This is a genomic window from Methanoregula sp. PtaB.Bin085, from assembly GCF_002067035.1.
GTDB lineage: Archaea > Halobacteriota > Methanomicrobia > Methanomicrobiales > Methanospirillaceae > Methanoregula.
In genome coordinates this window covers 1-18,522 of sequence record NZ_MVQB01000043.1, presented here as the reverse complement: position 1 = coordinate 18,522, position 18,522 = coordinate 1, and the positions used below count along the sequence as shown (strand labels likewise).

At 59.1% G+C, this 18,522-nt stretch carries 14 protein-coding genes; 5 read left to right on the top strand and 9 right to left on the bottom strand.

From position 1 onward, the window contains the following. Positions 1-235: 235 nt before the first annotated feature. Both A4E33_RS08965 and A4E33_RS08960 read left to right on the top strand, forming a co-directional pair. Positions 236-1,636 carry a DNA-directed DNA polymerase II small subunit gene (locus A4E33_RS08965; protein ID WP_292347403.1) on the top strand — a complete coding sequence of 467 codons (1,401 nt, stop codon included), beginning with the start codon at positions 236-238 and terminating at the stop codon, positions 1,634-1,636. Positions 1,637-1,741: 105 nt separating this feature from the next. Further along, entirely contained in the window at positions 1,742-2,188 is a 447-nt protein-coding gene (locus A4E33_RS08960; protein ID WP_292347402.1) for a hypothetical protein, read from the top strand. A gap of 42 nt (positions 2,189-2,230) precedes the next feature. Here the strand turns inward: A4E33_RS08960 and A4E33_RS08955 are convergent, their stop codons facing one another. The 4 genes from A4E33_RS08955 to aspS form a co-directional block, all read right to left on the bottom strand. After that, positions 2,231-2,983, bottom strand: a complete 753-nt coding sequence (locus tag A4E33_RS08955; protein WP_292347399.1) for a hypothetical protein — start codon at positions 2,981-2,983, stop codon at positions 2,231-2,233. 9 nt (positions 2,984-2,992) lie between these two features. After that, on the bottom strand, positions 2,993-3,736 hold the full coding sequence (locus A4E33_RS08950; RefSeq protein WP_292347397.1) for a DUF4282 domain-containing protein: 744 nt from the start codon (positions 3,734-3,736) through the stop codon (positions 2,993-2,995). Positions 3,737-3,837: 101 nt separating this feature from the next. Beyond that, on the bottom strand, positions 3,838-4,743 hold the full coding sequence (locus A4E33_RS08945) for a methionine synthase (protein WP_292347396.1): 906 nt from the start codon (positions 4,741-4,743) through the stop codon (positions 3,838-3,840). 335 nt (positions 4,744-5,078) lie between these two features. Continuing rightward, a complete protein-coding gene (aspS, locus tag A4E33_RS08940; protein WP_292347394.1) occupies positions 5,079-6,371 on the bottom strand; it encodes an aspartate--tRNA(Asn) ligase in 1,293 nt (430 codons plus the stop codon). 178 nt (positions 6,372-6,549) lie between these two features. On the opposite strand from aspS, the gene A4E33_RS08935 reads away from it, so the two are divergent. Then, positions 6,550-7,878 (top strand): sensor histidine kinase, encoded by a 1,329-nt coding sequence (locus A4E33_RS08935; protein WP_292347392.1) that lies wholly within the window; start codon positions 6,550-6,552, stop codon positions 7,876-7,878. A 269-nt stretch (positions 7,879-8,147) separates the two neighbouring features. Continuing rightward, positions 8,148-8,681 carry a hypothetical protein gene (locus tag A4E33_RS08930; RefSeq protein WP_292347390.1) on the top strand — a complete coding sequence of 178 codons (534 nt, stop codon included), beginning with the start codon at positions 8,148-8,150 and terminating at the stop codon, positions 8,679-8,681. Positions 8,682-8,966: 285 nt separating this feature from the next. On the opposite strand, the gene A4E33_RS08925 is transcribed toward A4E33_RS08930, so the two are convergent. The 4 genes from A4E33_RS08925 to A4E33_RS08910 form a co-directional block, all read right to left on the bottom strand. After that, positions 8,967-11,168 (bottom strand): beta-propeller domain-containing protein, encoded by a 2,202-nt coding sequence (locus A4E33_RS08925; protein ID WP_292347389.1) that lies wholly within the window; start codon positions 11,166-11,168, stop codon positions 8,967-8,969. Positions 11,169-11,299: 131 nt separating this feature from the next. Further along, positions 11,300-12,259, bottom strand: a complete 960-nt coding sequence (locus A4E33_RS08920; RefSeq protein WP_292347388.1) for a cation diffusion facilitator family transporter — start codon at positions 12,257-12,259, stop codon at positions 11,300-11,302. Positions 12,260-12,386: 127 nt separating this feature from the next. Beyond that, positions 12,387-14,939 (bottom strand): cation-translocating P-type ATPase, encoded by a 2,553-nt coding sequence (locus A4E33_RS08915; RefSeq protein ID WP_292347387.1) that lies wholly within the window; start codon positions 14,937-14,939, stop codon positions 12,387-12,389. A 139-nt stretch (positions 14,940-15,078) separates the two neighbouring features. Next, the gene (locus A4E33_RS08910; RefSeq protein WP_292347385.1) at positions 15,079-17,292 is read right to left on the bottom strand and encodes a PAS domain S-box protein; all 2,214 of its coding nucleotides are present in this window, start codon (positions 17,290-17,292) and stop codon (positions 15,079-15,081) included. 282 nt (positions 17,293-17,574) lie between these two features. Between A4E33_RS08910 and A4E33_RS08905 the strand changes: the two genes are divergently transcribed. Beyond that, positions 17,575-18,156 carry a hypothetical protein gene (locus A4E33_RS08905; RefSeq protein ID WP_292347383.1) on the top strand — a complete coding sequence of 194 codons (582 nt, stop codon included), beginning with the start codon at positions 17,575-17,577 and terminating at the stop codon, positions 18,154-18,156. A 119-nt stretch (positions 18,157-18,275) separates the two neighbouring features. Here A4E33_RS08905 and A4E33_RS08900 read toward each other — a convergent pair. Next, positions 18,276-18,522, bottom strand: a 247-nt coding sequence (locus A4E33_RS08900; protein ID WP_292347381.1) for a cupin domain-containing protein, incomplete at its 5' end; no start/stop codon positions are given.

Here is an 18,522-nt window from a genome sequence, read left to right as displayed (position 1 = left end):
GTATTCCTTAAAACCGTTTCCCAGATCGGTTCCTGCTGTCTGTGTTGTGCAGGCCGAGACGATGGCGAGGGTTGCGAGTGCGGCGCAGCACAGGAGCAGGCCGGGTTTTTTTGCTTATTCCGGTCTGGGTCATCAAATTATTAAGGTTGTAGGAAACGATCGCCTGCCGCGGTACTCTCACGTTGCCGGTGCCGTAACAACCATCTCTATCTACTTCCGGCGCCAAAAATCCGGTATGCTTGATGCGCAGGAGATCGCTCACCGCTTCCTCGACAAAAAGCTCCAGGTGCACCCGGAGGTCGTGCGCCACATCCTGGAGCAGGACGAGCCGGATGCGATGATCGACCGCATCATCGCCACTGTCCCGCAGGACGCCATCGTGGTCTCCGCAAAGCACATCCCCGGGGTGAAGCCGGTCCGGGACGGCATGCGGTTCCACGTGGACCCCGCAGTCGAGGTCGTGACCGGCTCCGCCGGCACATCCGGGGCTGTCAACGGCACGGAGGACTACCTCCACTACTTCCGCCACCGGTATGCGAAGCTCGGCGGGATGATCCGGGGCCGGGTCGGCGCCATGCCCATCGAGGGGCTGTCAAAGAGCACCCGCTACCGGCAGGAGGAGTGCACGGTCATCGGGATGGTCGTTGACGTGAAGACGACCACGAACGGCCACCGCATCGCCGAGATCGAGGACGCGACCGGCACCATCACGGTGCTCTTCCGCAAGGACCGGCCGGTCTTTTCCGATGCCGAGAGGATCATCCACGACGAAGTGATTGGGGTCAAAGGCAAGCTCTCCATGGACGGCAAGCTCTTCTTTGCCGAGCTCCTGTACCGCCCCGATATCCGGATCGACAACGCCCCGTTCAGGAGCACTGATCCCGGGAAAGCCGTCTTCATCTCCGACACCCACGTTGGCAGCGACACGTTCCTCGAGGGGAGCTGGAACAAATTCGCTGACTGGCTCTCCGATTCCGACTACTCCTACCTCCTGATCGCAGGCGACCTCGTGGACGGGATCGGCATCTACCCCGGGCAGGATGCCGAGCTCCGGATAAAGAATATTTATGAACAGTACGACGCTTTCGGTGCCATGATGAAGGACCTGCCCTCCCGCATGAAGATCATCATCTCGCCCGGCAACCACGACGTTGTCCGCGGGGCCGAGCCCCAGCCGGTGCTCCCGGAGCAGTTCACAAAGAAGTTCCCGGACAACTGCGTTCTCGTGGAGAACCCGGCGCTCGTGCGGCTTCAGGGTGTGCGGGTGCTGATGTACCACGGCAGGTCCATCGATGACATGATCGGGCTCATCCCCGGCGCCTCGTACGAGCATTCCGGCCTCATGATGGAGGAGATGCTCATCCGCAGGCACCTCGCGCCGGCCTACGGCCGCCGTACGCCGATCGCGGCGGGCCGGACCGACCGGCTCATCATCGACCCGCTGCCCGAGATCCTGCACACCGGCCACGTCCACATCAAGGGCATCACCCAGTACCGCGGCGTGCTCGGGATCAATGCCGGCACGTGGCAGTCCCAGACCAAGTTCCAGAAGCAGATGAATGTGAACCCGACACCGGCGCTCGCGGTTGCGGTGGATTTGCAGACGCTGGTTCCGGAAACGTTCTCGTTTGCATGACGTATTCCTGAAAAGGCCGTGTGGTGCAGGTTTCTTCTGGCTGATGCACCCACAGATCCGAAAAATTTAGCAATATTTTTAGGGCTTCAGAATAAAGGGGAGTGTATGAGGTACTGTATTGTTATTCTCCTGCTTGCACTCGTCCTGGTATCTGCCGGGTGCACGACAACACAGCAGCCGGTCGCCACTCCCGAGCCGACCATGACGATACCGCCGACACCGACTCCCGAGCCGACAGTGACGCGCCCGCTGGCCGGCATGGACCCGATCATCGGCTCGTGGGAGAACGGGCTGATCTTTGGTGCTGACGGCTATGTCAACGGCGACAAGAACATCACGTGGAAAGCCAACGACATGGAGAAGTATTCCTACTTCGTCACGGTCGAGAGCCGTGCAGTGAAGAATCTGGAGGCCGGCACGGCTGCTGACCCGTATGCATACGCCAAGGAATGGATCTACAATCCCTACTCCGATTCCATCCACCGGCGCGGATCCAATGAAGGTGTCCGCCGGGTGCTGGACGGATCGGTGACCCCGTCGATGGGCAAATGAACCGCGGGCAGAACCTCCCCGTTTAAAATTTTCATATTTTTTTCAGACAGTTTTTCCTGACTCAGCGTATCTGCCGGAACATTTTCCTGTGAACAATGCGGCGATCCCCACCGCCGCGAGAACAACCAGCGGCCCGGCTGACGCAGTTTTTTTCGGTCTTGTGTCTGGCAATGGTGTGGGAAGAACCCGGGTTTTCTCAGGGTTCGTACCGGCTGCTGCCGGCAAAGATTCTGCCGGGGACGGCAGCTGTATCGCTGGCATCGTGTACGGGGTGAGGGTTTCTTCCGGTATCGGGATCGTTGTCGCGGGAAGCACCGGGACAGTTCCTGTAGGTAACCCGGGCATCGGCAGGGTAAAATTTCCCGACGGCCAGGCATACGGAATCCCGCCCGAATCGATCTGCCGGATGTCCAGCAGCGTCTGGTTTGCCGTGTGGTTGGCGGGCACCCATCCCTTGACGATCAGCCGGAGTTTCGCCGGGACCGGCTCCGGGTAATTGAACGCCGCCCCGTTGAGGACGAGCCGGTTCCCGTCTTGGGATGCGGGTGTGACCGGTGTCTCCCGGTCATGCACGATGACCACGGGCTCCCAGACCGGAGAATCGAGATCGGTCACGATCACCAGCTGGTCGTAGAGCAGGATGCCGGTTCGCGGGATTTCGCACGTTATGGTGACCATGGTGCGGTCCTCGAGATCACCAGGCGGGACGACAGCGAACCAGGAGACTGTGAAACCTGCAGCACCCTGGGTGCTCATAAAGATGATCGCGATGAAAAGGATGAAGTGCCCTCTCATATCGGCCGGTCAGTTCCCCTCGAAACACTCCCGGCAGGTCAGCTTCTTTTTGAGGAGCCCCATCAGCCGGATGCAGTTCGTGCACCCCTGCACCCCGCAGTGCTCGCACTCCCGCAGGTCTTCAACGGGGACGATTTTGTGGCACTTGGGGCATTCGACCATCTGGCCGGATCCGGCCCCGCCCGGGGCGGCAGCGTGGACGTCCGCGTACCCCTCATCATCATCGTCATACCCTTCATCCTCGTCCTCGTCCGAACCGGCACCGCCGTGCAGCCGGTACAGCAGCGCGAAGAGCTCGCAGAACATCCGCCACAGGACACTCCCCACAACAAGGAAACCAACCCAGAAGACCGGGGAGCCCGCCGGGTACTCGGCCATCGCTTTCGTGTCGATGAGGGTTGCATTGGCGGTCTTCTCCTCCTTGTCCGATGTTCCCGGTTTCTTGAACATCCCGGCAATCCCCATGACCGAGACGAGCACGATCAGGGCCGCACCGAGAATGTAGATCAGCTTCAGGTGGTTCTCCGTGATGAGGGAGGAAAAATCGAGAAAACCCCCGCGGGCTTTTTTCCGGGCCGGCCGTTTCGCGGTTCGGGGTGCAGGGCGGGCGGCGGGTGCCGATGCGGCCTGCCGTACTGGCTGCGGTGGCACCTGCCGGGGCTGTTGTGCAGGGAAGGGATACCCGCACTTGTTACAGTACATGGCCTGCGGATCGGGCTCGCGGTACCCGCAGGAGGGACAGGTCTTGGGCATTGTGTATCGCTGAATACTATTGGTTCCGTGATGAATCAATAAGCTGTTGATCTGCGCTTATTGCCATGCCAAAGGCTGATGAAGAGGAAAAGGAGGAAATATTACAGCGCGAGCCGCACTTCCTTTGCCGCGTCGCACATGTACTTCAGCTTGGCATAGGCCGACTCGCGGGTCCGCATCCGCAGGCCGCAGTCAGGGTCGATGAGCAGGATCTTCGGGTCGAAGATCTCCACGCCCTTCTCGATCCGCTTTTTGATCTCGGCGACGCTGTCTATGCGGTCCGATGTGTTATCCACGCAGCCGTACCCGAGCATGCGGCCGCCCAGGTCACGGCGGGAGAGGAGGTCGAGGTTCGCCGGGTTGTTCGCGAACTCGAAGTCGAAGACATGCACATTGAACTTCAAAATCTCGTCGATGACGTTGCCGAGGCTGCCGCATACATGCATGCAGACGGGGGTATGGAGGCCTGCGGTGATGGTATCTACCGCCTGCCGCGCCACGGCCAGGTCGGCGATGCCGGTGGAGAGGATGGGCTCATCGATCTGGATGAGAGCCACTCCCGCTGCCTCGAGTGCCCGGGCTTCCACGAGCAGAGCGGCAGCCAGGTCAGGTACAAGATCTTCCTTGCCGCGGTACATCGGCGTAGCGATGTGAAGGCCGTGGGCGAGCGTTGTCGGGCCGGTGATGATTCCCTTCACCTTCGGAGCCCTGCTGATGGCAAGCTTCGTATCGGCAACCGTGATCCCGCCATTCGCCGGCTGGACCTTGCCGATGACCTCCTGCTCGCGGATACCCGGAAGGTGGGATACGAACGCCCCGATCATATCCCCGCGGACCTGCCCGTCCGAGATGATATCGATCCCGGCAGCAAGCTGGTCGCCGATCGCGGTCTCAACCGCGGGGCGGAGCGGATCGAGGAAGCTCATGAGACCGCCGCCTTTCACCACCGGGTAACTGCCGACAACCGTGGTCGCCAGTACTTTATTGATAAAATATGCCTTCGTCATAGTGTCCGGACACTGATTGGTTATTGGGTTGACTCCTTACGAGAAATAGTTCGTGGTGGGGGGAAAATCAAAGGAAATTACCAACGATAACCCGCTTGTGAACCAACTCCCCCCAATCCCCCCACTCCTACGGACTGCCGCCACAGGCAGGCAGTCCTCCGGGCGGGCGGTTCCGGAAGAGACCAATGACCACGATACTAAAAAAAACGTGGAAAAATTCCTGTACAGGTAATGCTGCGGAATCCTAAGCGCCCCCGCCCCCAACGGGAGCAGGGCTGGCGCAAGGGGGCGATCGTTCTCTTCACAACTACATCGAAAAATTGGATTCCCTGAAATCACGGCACGAGCCGGTGCATGTCGCGGGGGAAGAGGACGGCTTCGCGGACATTGGAAAGGCCGAGCATTGTCATCACGAGGCGCTCGGCGCCGAGGCCCCAGCCCGCATGCGGCGGCATGCCGTACCGGAACGGCCTGAGGTAGAACTCGAAGGACTCGGGGTTGAGCCCCTTCTGGCTGATCTGCTGCACGAGTTTGTCGTACCGGTGCTCCCGCTGGGCCCCGCTCGAGAGCTCCATCCGCGGGTGCATCAGGTCGAATGCCTTGCAGATGGAGGGATCGTTCTCGTAATGCATTGCGTAGTACGGCCGGATCTCGGAGGGCCAGTCCACGATAAAGTAGTGGCCGCCCATCTCGGCCCCGATCGCCCGCTCGGCTGCCGGGGAGATGTCGTCGCCGTACTTGATCGGTTCGTCGATCCCCTTCTTCGCGATCTCGATTGCTTCCGCATAGGGAAGGCGGGGGAACGGGGCTTTCGGCACGGCGAAGTCGGCGATCTCCAGGTTCGCGAGCTGATCAGGGCAGGAGCGGTACACGTACGCGTAGGCCTTGACGATTATCTCTTCGAGGATGCGCATCACGTCGGTGTGGTCGGCAAACGAAACCTCGATGTCAATGCTCGTCGCCTCGTTCAGGTGCTTTGTTGTGTTGTGCTCCTCCGCCCGGAAGATCGGGCCGATCTCGTACACCTTCTCGCATCCGGCAGCCATCATCATCTGCTTGTAGAGCTGCGGGCTCTGGTTGAGGAAGGCCTCCTTGTCAAAGTACGCGATGGGGAAGAGCTCGGTGCCGCCCTCGGTCGCCGCCGCCACGATCTTTGGCGTGGTGATGGCGGTGAAACCCTCGTGGTGGAAGTACTGGTGGATGGCGTGCATTGCTGCGGACCGGATCTCGAAGACCGCTGCGACCCGGGGCCTGCGGACATCCAGGAAGCGGGCATCGAGCCGGGTGTCGAGTTCCGCAGGGACCTTCTCGGAAACGTCGAGCGGCAGCGGGGTTTCGGCAAGGCTGACGATCACAAGGGATTCGGGCACGAGCTCGCGGCCACCGGGAGCCTTCTCCATGGCCTTGACCGCGCCGGTGACCCGGACTACGGACTCGCGGGAGACGGACTTCAGGGCGGCAAGGACCGGTTCGGGTACCTTCTTCTTGGGGATGGTGACCTGGATGATGCCGGTCCGGTCGCGGACGAGCAGGAAGGCGAGGCCGCCGAGATCACGGACCTCGTGGACCCAGCCGCAGACCTCCGCAGACGGGATTGCCGGCGTTACTTCGTTGATGGGAATGCGCATCAGAATCCTATAACAATGTGCGGCGGGAGGTAATGATGTTATTGTGCCTGAGCTTCCGCTGGAACCGGCTGTCTTTCACTTTCAGATTCTATTCAGCGGAAAACGGCATGACGGGGACTGCCTGAAAAATGGGGGTATCTTTATTAAACCGAGCAAATACTATGATGTAAGAACCTCCATGCAGCAGATGTCCCGCAGAAAGCAGGTCCTGTTCGACGTATGCACCGTTGCGAGTGTCGCTGCTGCCATCGTGATCACCCGCGAATGTCTCACAAACGGGGTGTACGATGTCTTCCCGTACTTCTATCTTGTCCCTATTGTCCTGATTGCGTTCTCCCGCCCGAAAGTCGGGATTTACGGGACAGTCTTCATCGGGTGGCTGTACTTCATGCTGGCCTGGTTCTGGGCACCGGCGGATGCACGCATTTTTACCGTTGCAACGATCCAGTTCTACATCTTTGTCTCGCTCGGTGTCCTGATCTCGGTCTATTCCCAGGAATATTACCGGGCGGAACAGAGGAAATGCGACCTGTACTACAATTCCCAGGCAGGAGCGTTCAGTTTCAACGAGGAATCGGGAAAGATATCGGATACCAACCCGAAGTTCGCCCGGATGATCGGGTACGATCCTGAAATCTTGAAGACAATGACGCTTGCCGACATCATCCCGGATCCCGCAGAACGGGCGTCGTTCCTTTCCCGCCTCCATGGCCGGCAGGTTGTCGTGGATGGCGAGTTGTGTCTTCTTGCCCGGGACGGCACCATCCGGTGGGTGCTTGTCTCTTCTGTGAAGACGGACCAGGACGAGATCATATGCACGGTGGTCGACATCACCGATCACCGTGAGGCACGGAACGCCCTCTCCCTGGTGAACCGGAAACTCAGCCTCCTTCTCGGGGTCACCCGCCACGACATCCTCAACCAGGTTACGGTGCTCCGCACCGCAGCCGGGCTTGCGAGGCTGAAGACCGCCGATCCCGCCATGCTGCAGTTCATTGGGCAGGAGGAGACCGCAGCACAGAATATCCAGCGACAGATCGAGTTTGTCGGGAATTACGAGGGGATCGGCGCCCATACGCCCGTGTGGCAGAACATCGGGGCGCGGGTACGGGCGCTGGTCCCGGCAGTACCCGATATCGTTATCGATGCGTCACCGGCGCTGGACGCGGTCGAGGTCTATGCCGATCCCATGCTGGATAAGGTGTTCGAGAACCTCATCGACAATTCCCGGCGGCATGGCGAACGTGTCCGGCGCATATCGTTCTCGCTCGTCCGGGAGCCGAACGATGAGCTCTCGATTGTGTACGGGGACGACGGCATCGGCGTGCCGGATGCCGAGAAGGAGCGTATCTTTGAGAAAGGGTTCGGGAAGAATACCGGCCTGGGACTGTTCCTGTCCCGCGAGATCCTCTCCATCACGGATCTTGCAATGAAAGAGACCGGCACGCTGGGGAGTGGTGCACGCTTCGAGATCCGCGTACCGAAGGGAAAGTATCGCTTTACCTGATCTGGCGGAGGTCTCGGGAATCCAACATCCCTCGTCCTGGGGGAGTGTTTTCAGGGAACCTCAGGGTTTTTCGCCGCAGGATTTACCGGCCTGCCTGTGGCGGCCTGCGTCCCATCCAACCTGCATCGGCATCAGGAGTATAATGAATCTTTCGAATCCATCGGCATGCTTTGGGCACCCTTCCGGATGGATCGTTCCGTGCGTAATTTCTGAAATCATTCCACAACCAATATATTATCATCGCCCCCACCTTCCCATGGAATACTACTATGGCGAATGATTCACCCCAACCAACAACCCAGCCTGTCCAGCAGACTGTGGTGATCAAGGAGAAGCAGGGATGGAGCCTCGGCACCCGGATCCTGCTCTGGCTGATCGCTATTGTGGTCATCGTTAGTGTCATCGCGGTCCTGACCCTCTCGGTCGCCGTCCTCGACACACCGACCGGGAACTCGTTCCCGTACACCACCACGTACCGGGTCTCGATTCCCGACAGCCAGCCGATCTCCATCGGGAGCAGCAAGATCCTCGTCCTGACCATGGGCAACGAGGTCGATACCTCTGTTGACGGCGTCAAGGAACGCCTCGCGGTCGGCCAGGAGCGGACTATCAGTGCGCGCTATGCCCGCATCTCCGCACTCGGCATGCCGGTCATCGACACGGATTTCCAGATCGTGCTGAAATACATCGGGTCTTCCGGCAGCAACGCACTCTTTGACATGCGGGTCATGACCTCCCGGCAGGTCCCGGAGATCCTTATCCGCCAGATCATCCCGCCCGGCATGGGCGCCCAGCCGATCTGATCCCAATCACTTTTTTCTGAACGATTGTCAGAGTGTCCTTTATCCAGTTCTTCCTCAGGATTATCAGAACCGAGGGCTGGAAAAACAAACCGTCTGATCAATGAGGGGATGCCAGCATCTGTGAACCTGAAAACAGGAGAATCTCGCGAGTCAGCAGACTGGCAACAGGAGCGGTATCCTTCGAACGATTCGCAGGACGCCCTGAGTATCCGTTGGATGCCGGCCGAGTAAGGAGTTGGCGAGAACTTTTATTAAAAATGAATCTGAAAAAAGGGGGTTTCCGGCTTACTCCACCATCGCCTTCTCGTTCAGCACCGGCGGGTAAAGCACGTCGTCCGCACCCGCAAGGTCGATGGTCTTGATCGTGGTGTTGACATCCGAAAGCGAGTTTGCCAGGATCCTCTTTGTGGAAAGCGTGTAGAGCACGTTGTCGATGTAGAGCGAGCGCTTCACCTCGGCCTGCGAGCTGCCGTACCAGTAGTAGGTGCTGTTGTCTGTGCCGTGCTGGACTGTCCCCTTCAGGTTAAAGCCGGTCTCGGGCGTGATGCCGAAGACGTATGTCCCGTACCAGATGGTCGGCCGGGATCCGCCGTATTTGTCGGTCGTCACCGCCTGGTTTTTCACAACGCGGGCCGGGATTACGAGCAGGTTCTTCTCCCTGCTGAACAGGAACGCCTTGTGGTCCGAGAGCGCCGCGGAGTCCGAACCGGCATCGCCGATCTCGACCTTGTCGATCTGCTTCGGATTCGCAACATCGGAGACATCGAAGAGGGCGAGCTTGATGCCCTTTGTTGACACGCCGCCCCAGTCATTTGTCGCGGTCTCCTTGCCTACGCCAATGATGTGCGTTGCATCGTAGGGGTGCAGGTAGTCCGAGTACCCCGGTATCTTGAGCTTGCCGAGGATCTTCGGGGCCTGCGGGCTGGACAGGTCGATCACGAAGAACGGGTCGATCCGCTTGAACGTGACGAGGTAGAGCCGGTCGCCGATGAACCGGGCGGAGTAGATCTTCTCCTGCTCGGCCACATGGGTCAGGGAGCCGATGGTGTTCATACCGGAGTCGAGCACGAAGACGTTGTTGTACTCGTACGAGCCCCGGGTCGTGTACACGTTGGAGGTGGTGGCAGCGCGGAGGTTGCCTTTGTACTCATCCATTGAGAACTGGCTCTCGAGAACACCGGGGACTTCGCCCCGGGCAACATAGCTGATGGCGCCGTTATTGATCGCGATCTTGTGGATCACGGTCGTAGTCTGGTCGATCTCCTTCTTCCTGACAGCCTCCTGCTCGGCGTCTTTCATCTTCCGGATATACGCCTGCTTGTCGGACTCGCTCATCCTGTTGAAGTCCTCCCAGAGGACGGGAGCGGAGACACCGGATGCGGAGGAGCCCGAAACGGCAACGTCCTCCTCAACATCGATCAGGGGCTGGGCCTTCATCGTACGGTACACGTTGTGGTACTTCTGGTACGTGATGTACATCGCGTTCTCGGAGACGTACATGAGATTACCGGTGCCGACGAGGTAGGTCTTGGCCTCCTTCTCCTTTGCCGCCTGCGTGTCGAACGAGGAGACAGTCGTGAAAGCGTACTGGCGCTCGGGGTTGTCGAAGTAGTACACATCCGGCGCGATCACGGTCTTCGTGCCTTCCCGCACCACGGGCGCAGTGATGGTGTCAAGGTAATACGTGTACACCTGTTCACGGGTGACGAGGTACAGGTTGTGGCCGATCAGCCGGGCGTCGATGTAGTCACCGTCAATGGTGAAGTCCTTTGTCACCTTCGGGTGCGCCCGGTCGGTGATGTCGTAGAAGACCGCGTGGGTGACCGGCATCGAATACCGTGAGGGGCGGTAGTAGTCCATAGCGATCATTTTGGCAGAACCGCCCGCATTGCCGGAGGACTCCGTATTGTCCACCTCCGCGGTCCCGGTTGCAAAGAGCACGAGCCGGTTGCCGTCGATGAAGATGTCCCGCGGTGAGTTCTCGATCTCAGTGCGCGAGACAACAGAAGCAGATGCTGCCGGGTACGCGTCAACGATGGCAAGTGTCTGGCCGGTGATCACGTAAATGTACTTTCCGTCGTTCTTGACAAAGTCCGGCTCGTCAACGCCCGCGACCTGGACATTTGTCGCTGAGTGGTCCGCAGAGCCTGCCGAACCGGCCCAGAAACCTGGTGAGGCTCCCTGGGACACTCCCTTGGCAACCGCGGAAGACTCGGCCATGCCGGACGCTGCCGGGGCGGCAGTGGGAGCCATAGTCCGCAGTCCGTTGACCATTCCAGCGTCCTCGCGGTACCCGTAACCATCCTCACTGGCTGCGAGGGCTGTGTTGTTCCTGATGTACTCGCGGATCTCGTCCGCTGAACCGAACTTGTGGATATCCCCTGTTACTGCGGGTGCCACAACCGTCCCCGTACAGCCGGACGCGAAGATTGCGCCCAGCAGCGCGAGGGCGATGAGCACGAGGAGGGGGAAACTGCTGCGTGTCATGATTGATCAGACACGCTTGGGGTCAGAAGCTCATGAACCTGGCGTTGACTGCGAAAAAAATAGAAGCATCGGGGATTTTGAGCCTGGATTGTATTCCACTACAAGGCTACCATCCGTATCTCCCGGAAAGATTATTCGTCCGGGTGCTTCTGTGTAAAAGTGCAGAACTCCCCGCACCGGGTGCACTTGCCTTCGGTGCAGGGCTCGACATGGATCGTGATAGTCGCCCGGGGGAATTCGGTGGTCAGATCGGACTCGAGGTGGTCGGTGAGATCATGGGACTGCACTACGGAGATGTCTCCCGGGACCACGAGATGGAACTCGATGAAGATCTCCGGGCCCGAGCGCCGGGTCTTCAGATCGTGGAATCCCGCGTAGATCTCAGCATGCTGGTGGATGATCTCCTTGATCCGCTTCTCGTCCGCAGCCGGGATGCTGTGATCGATGAGATCTGCAACCGACCGTTTCGTAAGATCGTACGCGGCTTTCATGATAACGACGGCTACGCAGAGGGCGACGAGCGGGTCGAAGATCGGGTTGCCGGTGAGTTTGATCAGGATGAGCCCGGCAAAGACCCCGAGCGAGGTGTATACATCGGTTCGCAGGTGCCAGGCGTCGCTCTCGAGAGCGATCGACTCGGACTCTTTTGCAATTGCGAACAGCCGGTGAGAAACATACCAGTTGGCGATCGCCGAGATGCCCATGACCGCGATACCGGCAATGAGCAGCTCCGGCCGCATCTCCTGCGTCTCGTGGCCGAGCAGTTTGACTCCTGCCTCGTAAATGATCAGGAGCGCGGCAACGAAGATGAGCAGGGCCTCGATTAGTCCCGAAATATCCTCAAATTTCCCGTGCCCGAACGAGTGCTCGGTGTCCGGCGGCTCTGCCGATTTCCGGACCGAGAAGAAGGCGATCACGGCCGCGATGAGGTCCATGGATGAGTGGATAGCTTCCGAGATGATGCTGACCGAGCCGATCGCAAACCCGACAACAAACTTCATCAGAACGAGCGTGGTGTTGGAAAGGACCGAGAGCCGGGCAGTGTTCTGCTTGGCAAGGTCGAGTGATTCCTTGTCAGGGGAATTGTTCATAGCGATACGTATACTGTTGGCCTGAACTCACTTCAAGGTATGGAAGGACCTGACCGGCAGGAATCCTGATGGAAAAAACGCAGCAAACCCGGGTTTTGCCGGGTCCGGTCATGCAGCCGCCCCGGCTTTAGGCTGTCGTACCGTTCTTCCTGTTCCAGAGCTTGTAGATCTCAAACCAGGTGACACTTGCGCCTCCGGCCGCTGCGCACATAACGAGATCGGGAAGCGGGACCGGGCCGAACCGGAAGAGTTCTCGCAGGGCGGGAACGAAGAGTACCAGCGCCAGGCAGACGAGTGTGAGGGAAAAGACCCACACCAGCGCCCGGTTCGGCGTGCGGATCGTTGAAGTGATCGTCTCCTGCCATGACCGGTTCGTCAGGATGAGGGAGAGGTTCGCAAAGACAATCGCGGTGAAGGCGAGTGTCCTCGTCTCCGGCTCCCCGAATCCCCGTGCAAGGGCCATGAAGTAGACGCCCATCACAACCATGAGCACGACCGTGCCCTGCAGGATACTGAGAAGGATGCTCCGTTTCGTAAACAGGCGCTCATCCACCCGTCGGGGCGGGCGGTGCATGACATCGGCTTCCTCCTTCTCCGACTCGAAGACGATGGAGCAGGCCGGGTCGATGATCAGCTCGAGGAAAACGATATGGACCGGCAGGAGGATGAGCGGCATGTTCAGGATTACCGGGACGAGCGACATGCCGGCAATCGGGACGTGGACCGAGATGACGTAGGCCATGGCCTTCCTGATGTTGTCGTAGATCCTCCTGCCGAGCCGGACAGCCGAAACAATGGATGTGAAGTTGTCATCGAGCAGGACAAGTGAAGAGGCTTCCCGTGCAACGTCCGTTCCCCTCCCGCCCATGGCGATCCCGATGTCAGCCGATTTCAGGGCAGGCGCATCGTTCACCCCGTCGCCGGTCATCGCGACCACGTCCCCGTTTGCCTTCAGCGCATCGATAATATGGAGTTTCTGCTCGGGGACGACCCGGGCAAAGATCGTGAATCCGGTGATCTGCCGGTGAAGTTCCTCCGTACCCATCACCTCCATCTCAGCACCGGTCAGGCAGCGGTCCGCACCTGCAAGGCCGATCTGCCGGGCGATGTTCATGGCTGTCAGCGGGTAATCACCAGTGATCATGATCACACGGATTCCTGCGGAATAGCAGATGCTAATCGCATCCTTCACCTGCGGCCGGACCGGATCGGCAAACCCGACAAGACCGAGGAAGGTGAAGGTGAAATCGTGCTGCTCCCCGGGCAGACGGGCGCGGGTGAACGAGGCCTTTGCAACGCCCAGCACACGGAGTCCGTCGGCAGCCATAACGTCGATTTGCGTATTGAGTGCCTCTGCCTGTGCGGTATCGAAATGGCAGAGATCAAAGATCGCCTCCGGCGCCCCTTTTGCGGCAATGATGTAATCATTCCCGTCAGGCGACCTCCAGACATTGGACATCGCGAGGAGGTCCGGTTTCAGCGTATATTCCTGTACGAGAATCCAGTTTGCGTGGATGTGCTCGGTGCTGCCGAAATCTCCTTCCTTTAACCGGAACAGTGCCCGCTCCATGGGATCGAAAGGATCCTTCTTGCACGCAAGGATCGCGTACTCGGCCAGCTCATGGCAGGTCTCCGGGACCGGGTTTTTCCCGCCCTCGTCATGACGGCACAGATCTCCTCCGGCAAAAAAACTGCGGACCGCCATACGGTTCTCGGTGAGCGTTCCGGTCTTGTCCACGCAGAGGACCGTAGCCGAGCCCAGCGTCTCAATGGCCGGCACCTGACGGGTGAGTACATTCTTTTTGGAGATCCGCCATGCCCCGAGGGCGAGGAATACAGTCAGAACAACCGGAAACTCCTCCGGCAGGATCGCCATGGCAAGCGTGATACCGGCAAGGAATCCCCCCAGCCAGTCGTGCCGGGTCAGCCCGTATACGACAACGATGGTAGCGCATAATAACAGGCCGGCAACTGCGATGGTCCGGACGATTCCGGTGATCTCGGTCTTCAGCCGGGTATCCCCCCGCTCGAGCGTCCGGAGTACAACACCGATCCTGCCCATCTCGGTCCGCGCCCCGGTCGCCCTGACCTCTGCAAGGCCCTGGCCCTGCACGACGAGCGTGCCGGAGAAGACTGCGGGCTGGCCGTTACCACCGGGCCGTGCGGGAGGCAGACCCTCGCGCCATGCGGTCTTCCGGACCGGAACAGACTCCCCGGTCAGCAGGGACTCGTCCACCATTATATTGTTGGAATAGAGCAGGATGCCGTCTGCGGGCACCCTGTCACCCTCCGCAAGAATGAGCATATCGCCGCAGACGACCTCCCGGCCGGGGATGCGCATCTGTTCATGATCCCGGATGACGAGCGCCCGCGGGCTCGAGAGATTCTGCAGCGCCTCGAGCGCCCGCTCGGTCTTCCGTTCCTGATACACGGTGATGCCGATGACAAGGACGACGAAGCTCAGGAGCATCAGGCCTTCGGAAATGTCGCCGAGAACGAAATAGATGAGCCCGCTCGCAACGAGCAGGATGAACATCGGCTCCCTGATGACCCCGACGATGATTTGGAACGTGCTCGTATGGCGCGAGTCGGCGATTTCGTTGAACCCGTCGGCCCGGAGTTTCTTTGCAGCTTCCTGGACGGACAGGCCGGCAACCGAATCGATATCAGGAAGGGTCATACTGTGGAAATGCCGGAATACGGCAAGCTGGTATGATGACAGTCGGCCCGGGATTACTTAAGAATTTGGGAAACGCCGGGCAGGATCCGGTAGCCCGGAACAGCGGAACGACATCTCCCGGGGTGTAGTGCCCGGGGTTTCATACCGGTGGTTCCATACGGTATGCATCTGCGGGCACCAGGATCTCGAACCTCACGCCTTTCTCCGGTTCGCCGGTCTCACGGATGATGATACCCGTGATACCCAGGATCGTCCGGCACAGGAACAGCCCGAAGCCGGTGTGCCTGAAATATTTCCGGTTGAAGATATCCTCTTTATGCCCGGCCGGCACACCGCCCCCGTTGTCTTCGTAGACGATGACGAGCCGGGAGTCTTTTTCAGCAGCGGAGATCGTGATGGCCGTCACGTTCCGGCCGTGGCGGATTGTGTTCTCGAAGAGCGTATAGAACACCTTCTCGAACATCGGGTCGGCATAGATCTGTGAGGGGCCTGTATCGACCGAGAGCGTTACAGGGGAAAGGGTGAGTTTCTCCGCTGCAGAGCGGATAACACTCCTGAGATCGAACCACCGGGGAGACTGGGAGCCAATATCCTGGTAGTCCTTGGTGAACATGATCTGGTCCTCGATATTCTTCGCTGCACGGAGCTCGATAGCGATGTAATCCTGCAGCCCGGGATCGGTAACCTTCTCCTTCATCAGGTCAAGGTATCCGACGATAGCCGTGAGCTGGTTGAGGATGTCGTGCCGTGTGATCCGGTTCATCAGGTTGAGTTTGTTGTTGACATGCTGGAGTGTCTGGGAGAACCGGTGCAGCTCGGCTGTGTGATGTTCCATCTCGGACTCGAGGATCTTTCTCTCCGTGATGTCTCTCACGATCGCAAGGATAGCGGGCTGGTTGTCCATCTCGAAGAGGCTTGCGCTGATCTCGACCGGGATCCGCTGCCTGGCCTTGTTGAAATACTCGGTCTCGAATATGATATGCTTCCGTGCAAAGAGCTCGCCGGCAAGGGCGGCCACGTTCTTTTGCTGTTCGGGTACGTCGATATCCTGGATTGACATCCTCAGGAGTTCCTGACGGGAGTACCCGAGGAGCTGGCAGATGCGGTCGTTTACTTCCAGGATATCCTGCGGACCGTCCTGTGAAATGCGATGGATAAGGAGGCCATCGTTGATATTCATCAGGATGAGGCGGAGCCGATCTTCCCGTGACTTCAGTTCGAGTTCGGCTTTCTTCCGGAAGGTGATGTCCCGGATCGATTCGATTGCTCCGACAATGTTCCCGTCCACGTCACGGAGTGGTGATGCCCGTGCCGCGAGGAAGGCATGGGAACCGTCAGGCCGCACGAGATCAGTATCTGTTTCCGTGACCAGAAAATCTCCCTGCCGGTGGACACCCCCGGTATATTGCCGGATGATCGTGTTATCCGGCTCCAGCACGAGGTTGATCAGGAGCGGTCGCCGTTTTTTGTAGAACGGCAGGGCATACTCGAAATCGCCTTTGCCGAGGATGTCACCGGCTTTGACGCCGGTCATCTCCTCCATTGCCCGGTTCCAGGTGATGACGCGGCCCCCGCGATCGATGACAAACGTTGCATCCGGGAGGAAGTTGATGATATCGTTGAGCCGGTGTTCGGATTCCCGAATCTCCCGGTGCGATTCCTCGAGGATCCGGCGCTCCCTCTCGTTCATTTCGTGGGCATACGTGAAGACCAGCAGGAGGAACAGGAGGATAAGGGTGGCGATGATCACCGGCAGGCATGCTTCGAACATCATGATGTTCCAGTCGCGGGCATCCATGTCCATGCCGAGCACGGCGATAACCGAACCGGTCTTCGGGTCTGTGACCGGGGTGAGACTGCTCACCCAGGTCCCCCACCGGTCGGACAACGGGCCTTCTGTGGTCTCCACTCCCGTGGCGAATACCGACAGCATCTCTTCCGACGCCTCGGGATATTCCTGCCCCGGCGGCGAGTAATTCTCTGACTCCGGCGGTTCGGAATCGGCAAGGAAAACCACAGTGCCATCCGGCCGCTGTTTCATAAGATACACGAACCGGATCGGCGGATCGGCAAACCTCACCCGCATCAGCTGCTGTTTTGCGGCAATGTACGCGGGGGATGACAGGTCCGCGGGCGTTCCGTTCAGGCTTTCCAGGTCATCCGTATCAAACCCGACTTTCACGAGCCTGCTCTTCGCGAGCAGGTCACCGCGAAGGCTGCGGTCCTCTTTCTGTGCCATCCAGAGGTTCAGCGCAATGCCGCCGGCGATGATCAGAAGTATCCCGATAATGAGCCAGGTGTCCGGCCTGCGGTTTCTGAACTCTTTTTTATCTGCCAGCCCTTTCGGCATCATCCCGGGACTCCTGGTGTTTGATCGGTGAGGACGGTTCTACTGTATTTTACGGGTTTTTTAAACCCCTTTGTAATCCTGTTGGTGCAGGATATAATAAAAGCCTGTATCGGGAAGAGGGGGTAAAAAGCGATCAGTACGTGAGGCATGTACACCCGCTCTCTCTGAAGTGCCGGCAGCCCGGAACTGTCCGGGGCTGTTGCGGTGCCCTGAATGTCTCATGCCGGTAATTTGGGGTAAAACGCTTTTTAGGACAAAACCCAAGAAGTAAAGAAGGTGAAACCCGTGAGACAGAAACAGGAACCCACCTATTCCTTGGTCATCCTGACCCTCCTCCTCATCATCATTGACACCGTGCTCGCGTGGGCCTCGGTTACGTTCTTTGCAACCGGCACCAGCGGTGTTTCCCCGGTCTATATAGCCGTCGCCTTCATGGTCCTGTTCGCCCTCTGGTTCGGTCTGTACGGGGCAATCGCGGCGTACGCCGGATCTCTTCTCGGCGGTCTTCTGACCACGCCCGAACTCGTGCAGCACCCGGAGATTGCTGTCATCTGGGCGGCAGCCGGGCTTGTGCAGACGCTGATACCGCTTGCAGCTACCCGGATGTTCGATGTCGATCTCTCCCTTCCTGAACGACGGGACTGGACGATCGTGATCCTCTTTGCCGTCCTCCTCAATAACCTTGCGGGGGCAGCATGGGGGGCATTCACCCTCTCACTCGTGACGACAGCCGGTATCACTGGTATCTTTCTCACGTGGTTTGCAGGCAACGTCATCGTCACGCTTCTCATCGTGCCGCTGGCGCTCCGGTTCGGTACCGGCACGATCCGGTCGTCGAAACTTTTTATCGCGAATTACTGGAACTGATCCCCGGCACCCTGTTTTTTGTGCAGCCCTCCGGCACCGGTATTCCATGGATATCCTGCCACAGGAAAAATACTCCCGGGAGACGAAAGGCCACAACGCGCGACCTCTCTCCGGTTTCATTATTTACGGCGGTTTTTTCCGGGGGGAGGCGGACTGCTTTCATCCGCCAGCTCCTCGTCTGCGGCCTGCCACTTCGGGCTGACGATGCAGAGGAAGACAAGGTCCTTTAAACCGGTATTTCTGATGAACTGCCTCCTGCCTTTCGGGATGAGGACGATTTGGCCGGGGTGCACCGGAGCGGACCGGACCCCGATGTGCATCTCGCCGGTTCCCTCGAGGATGTAATAGAGCTCAATAGAATTTTTC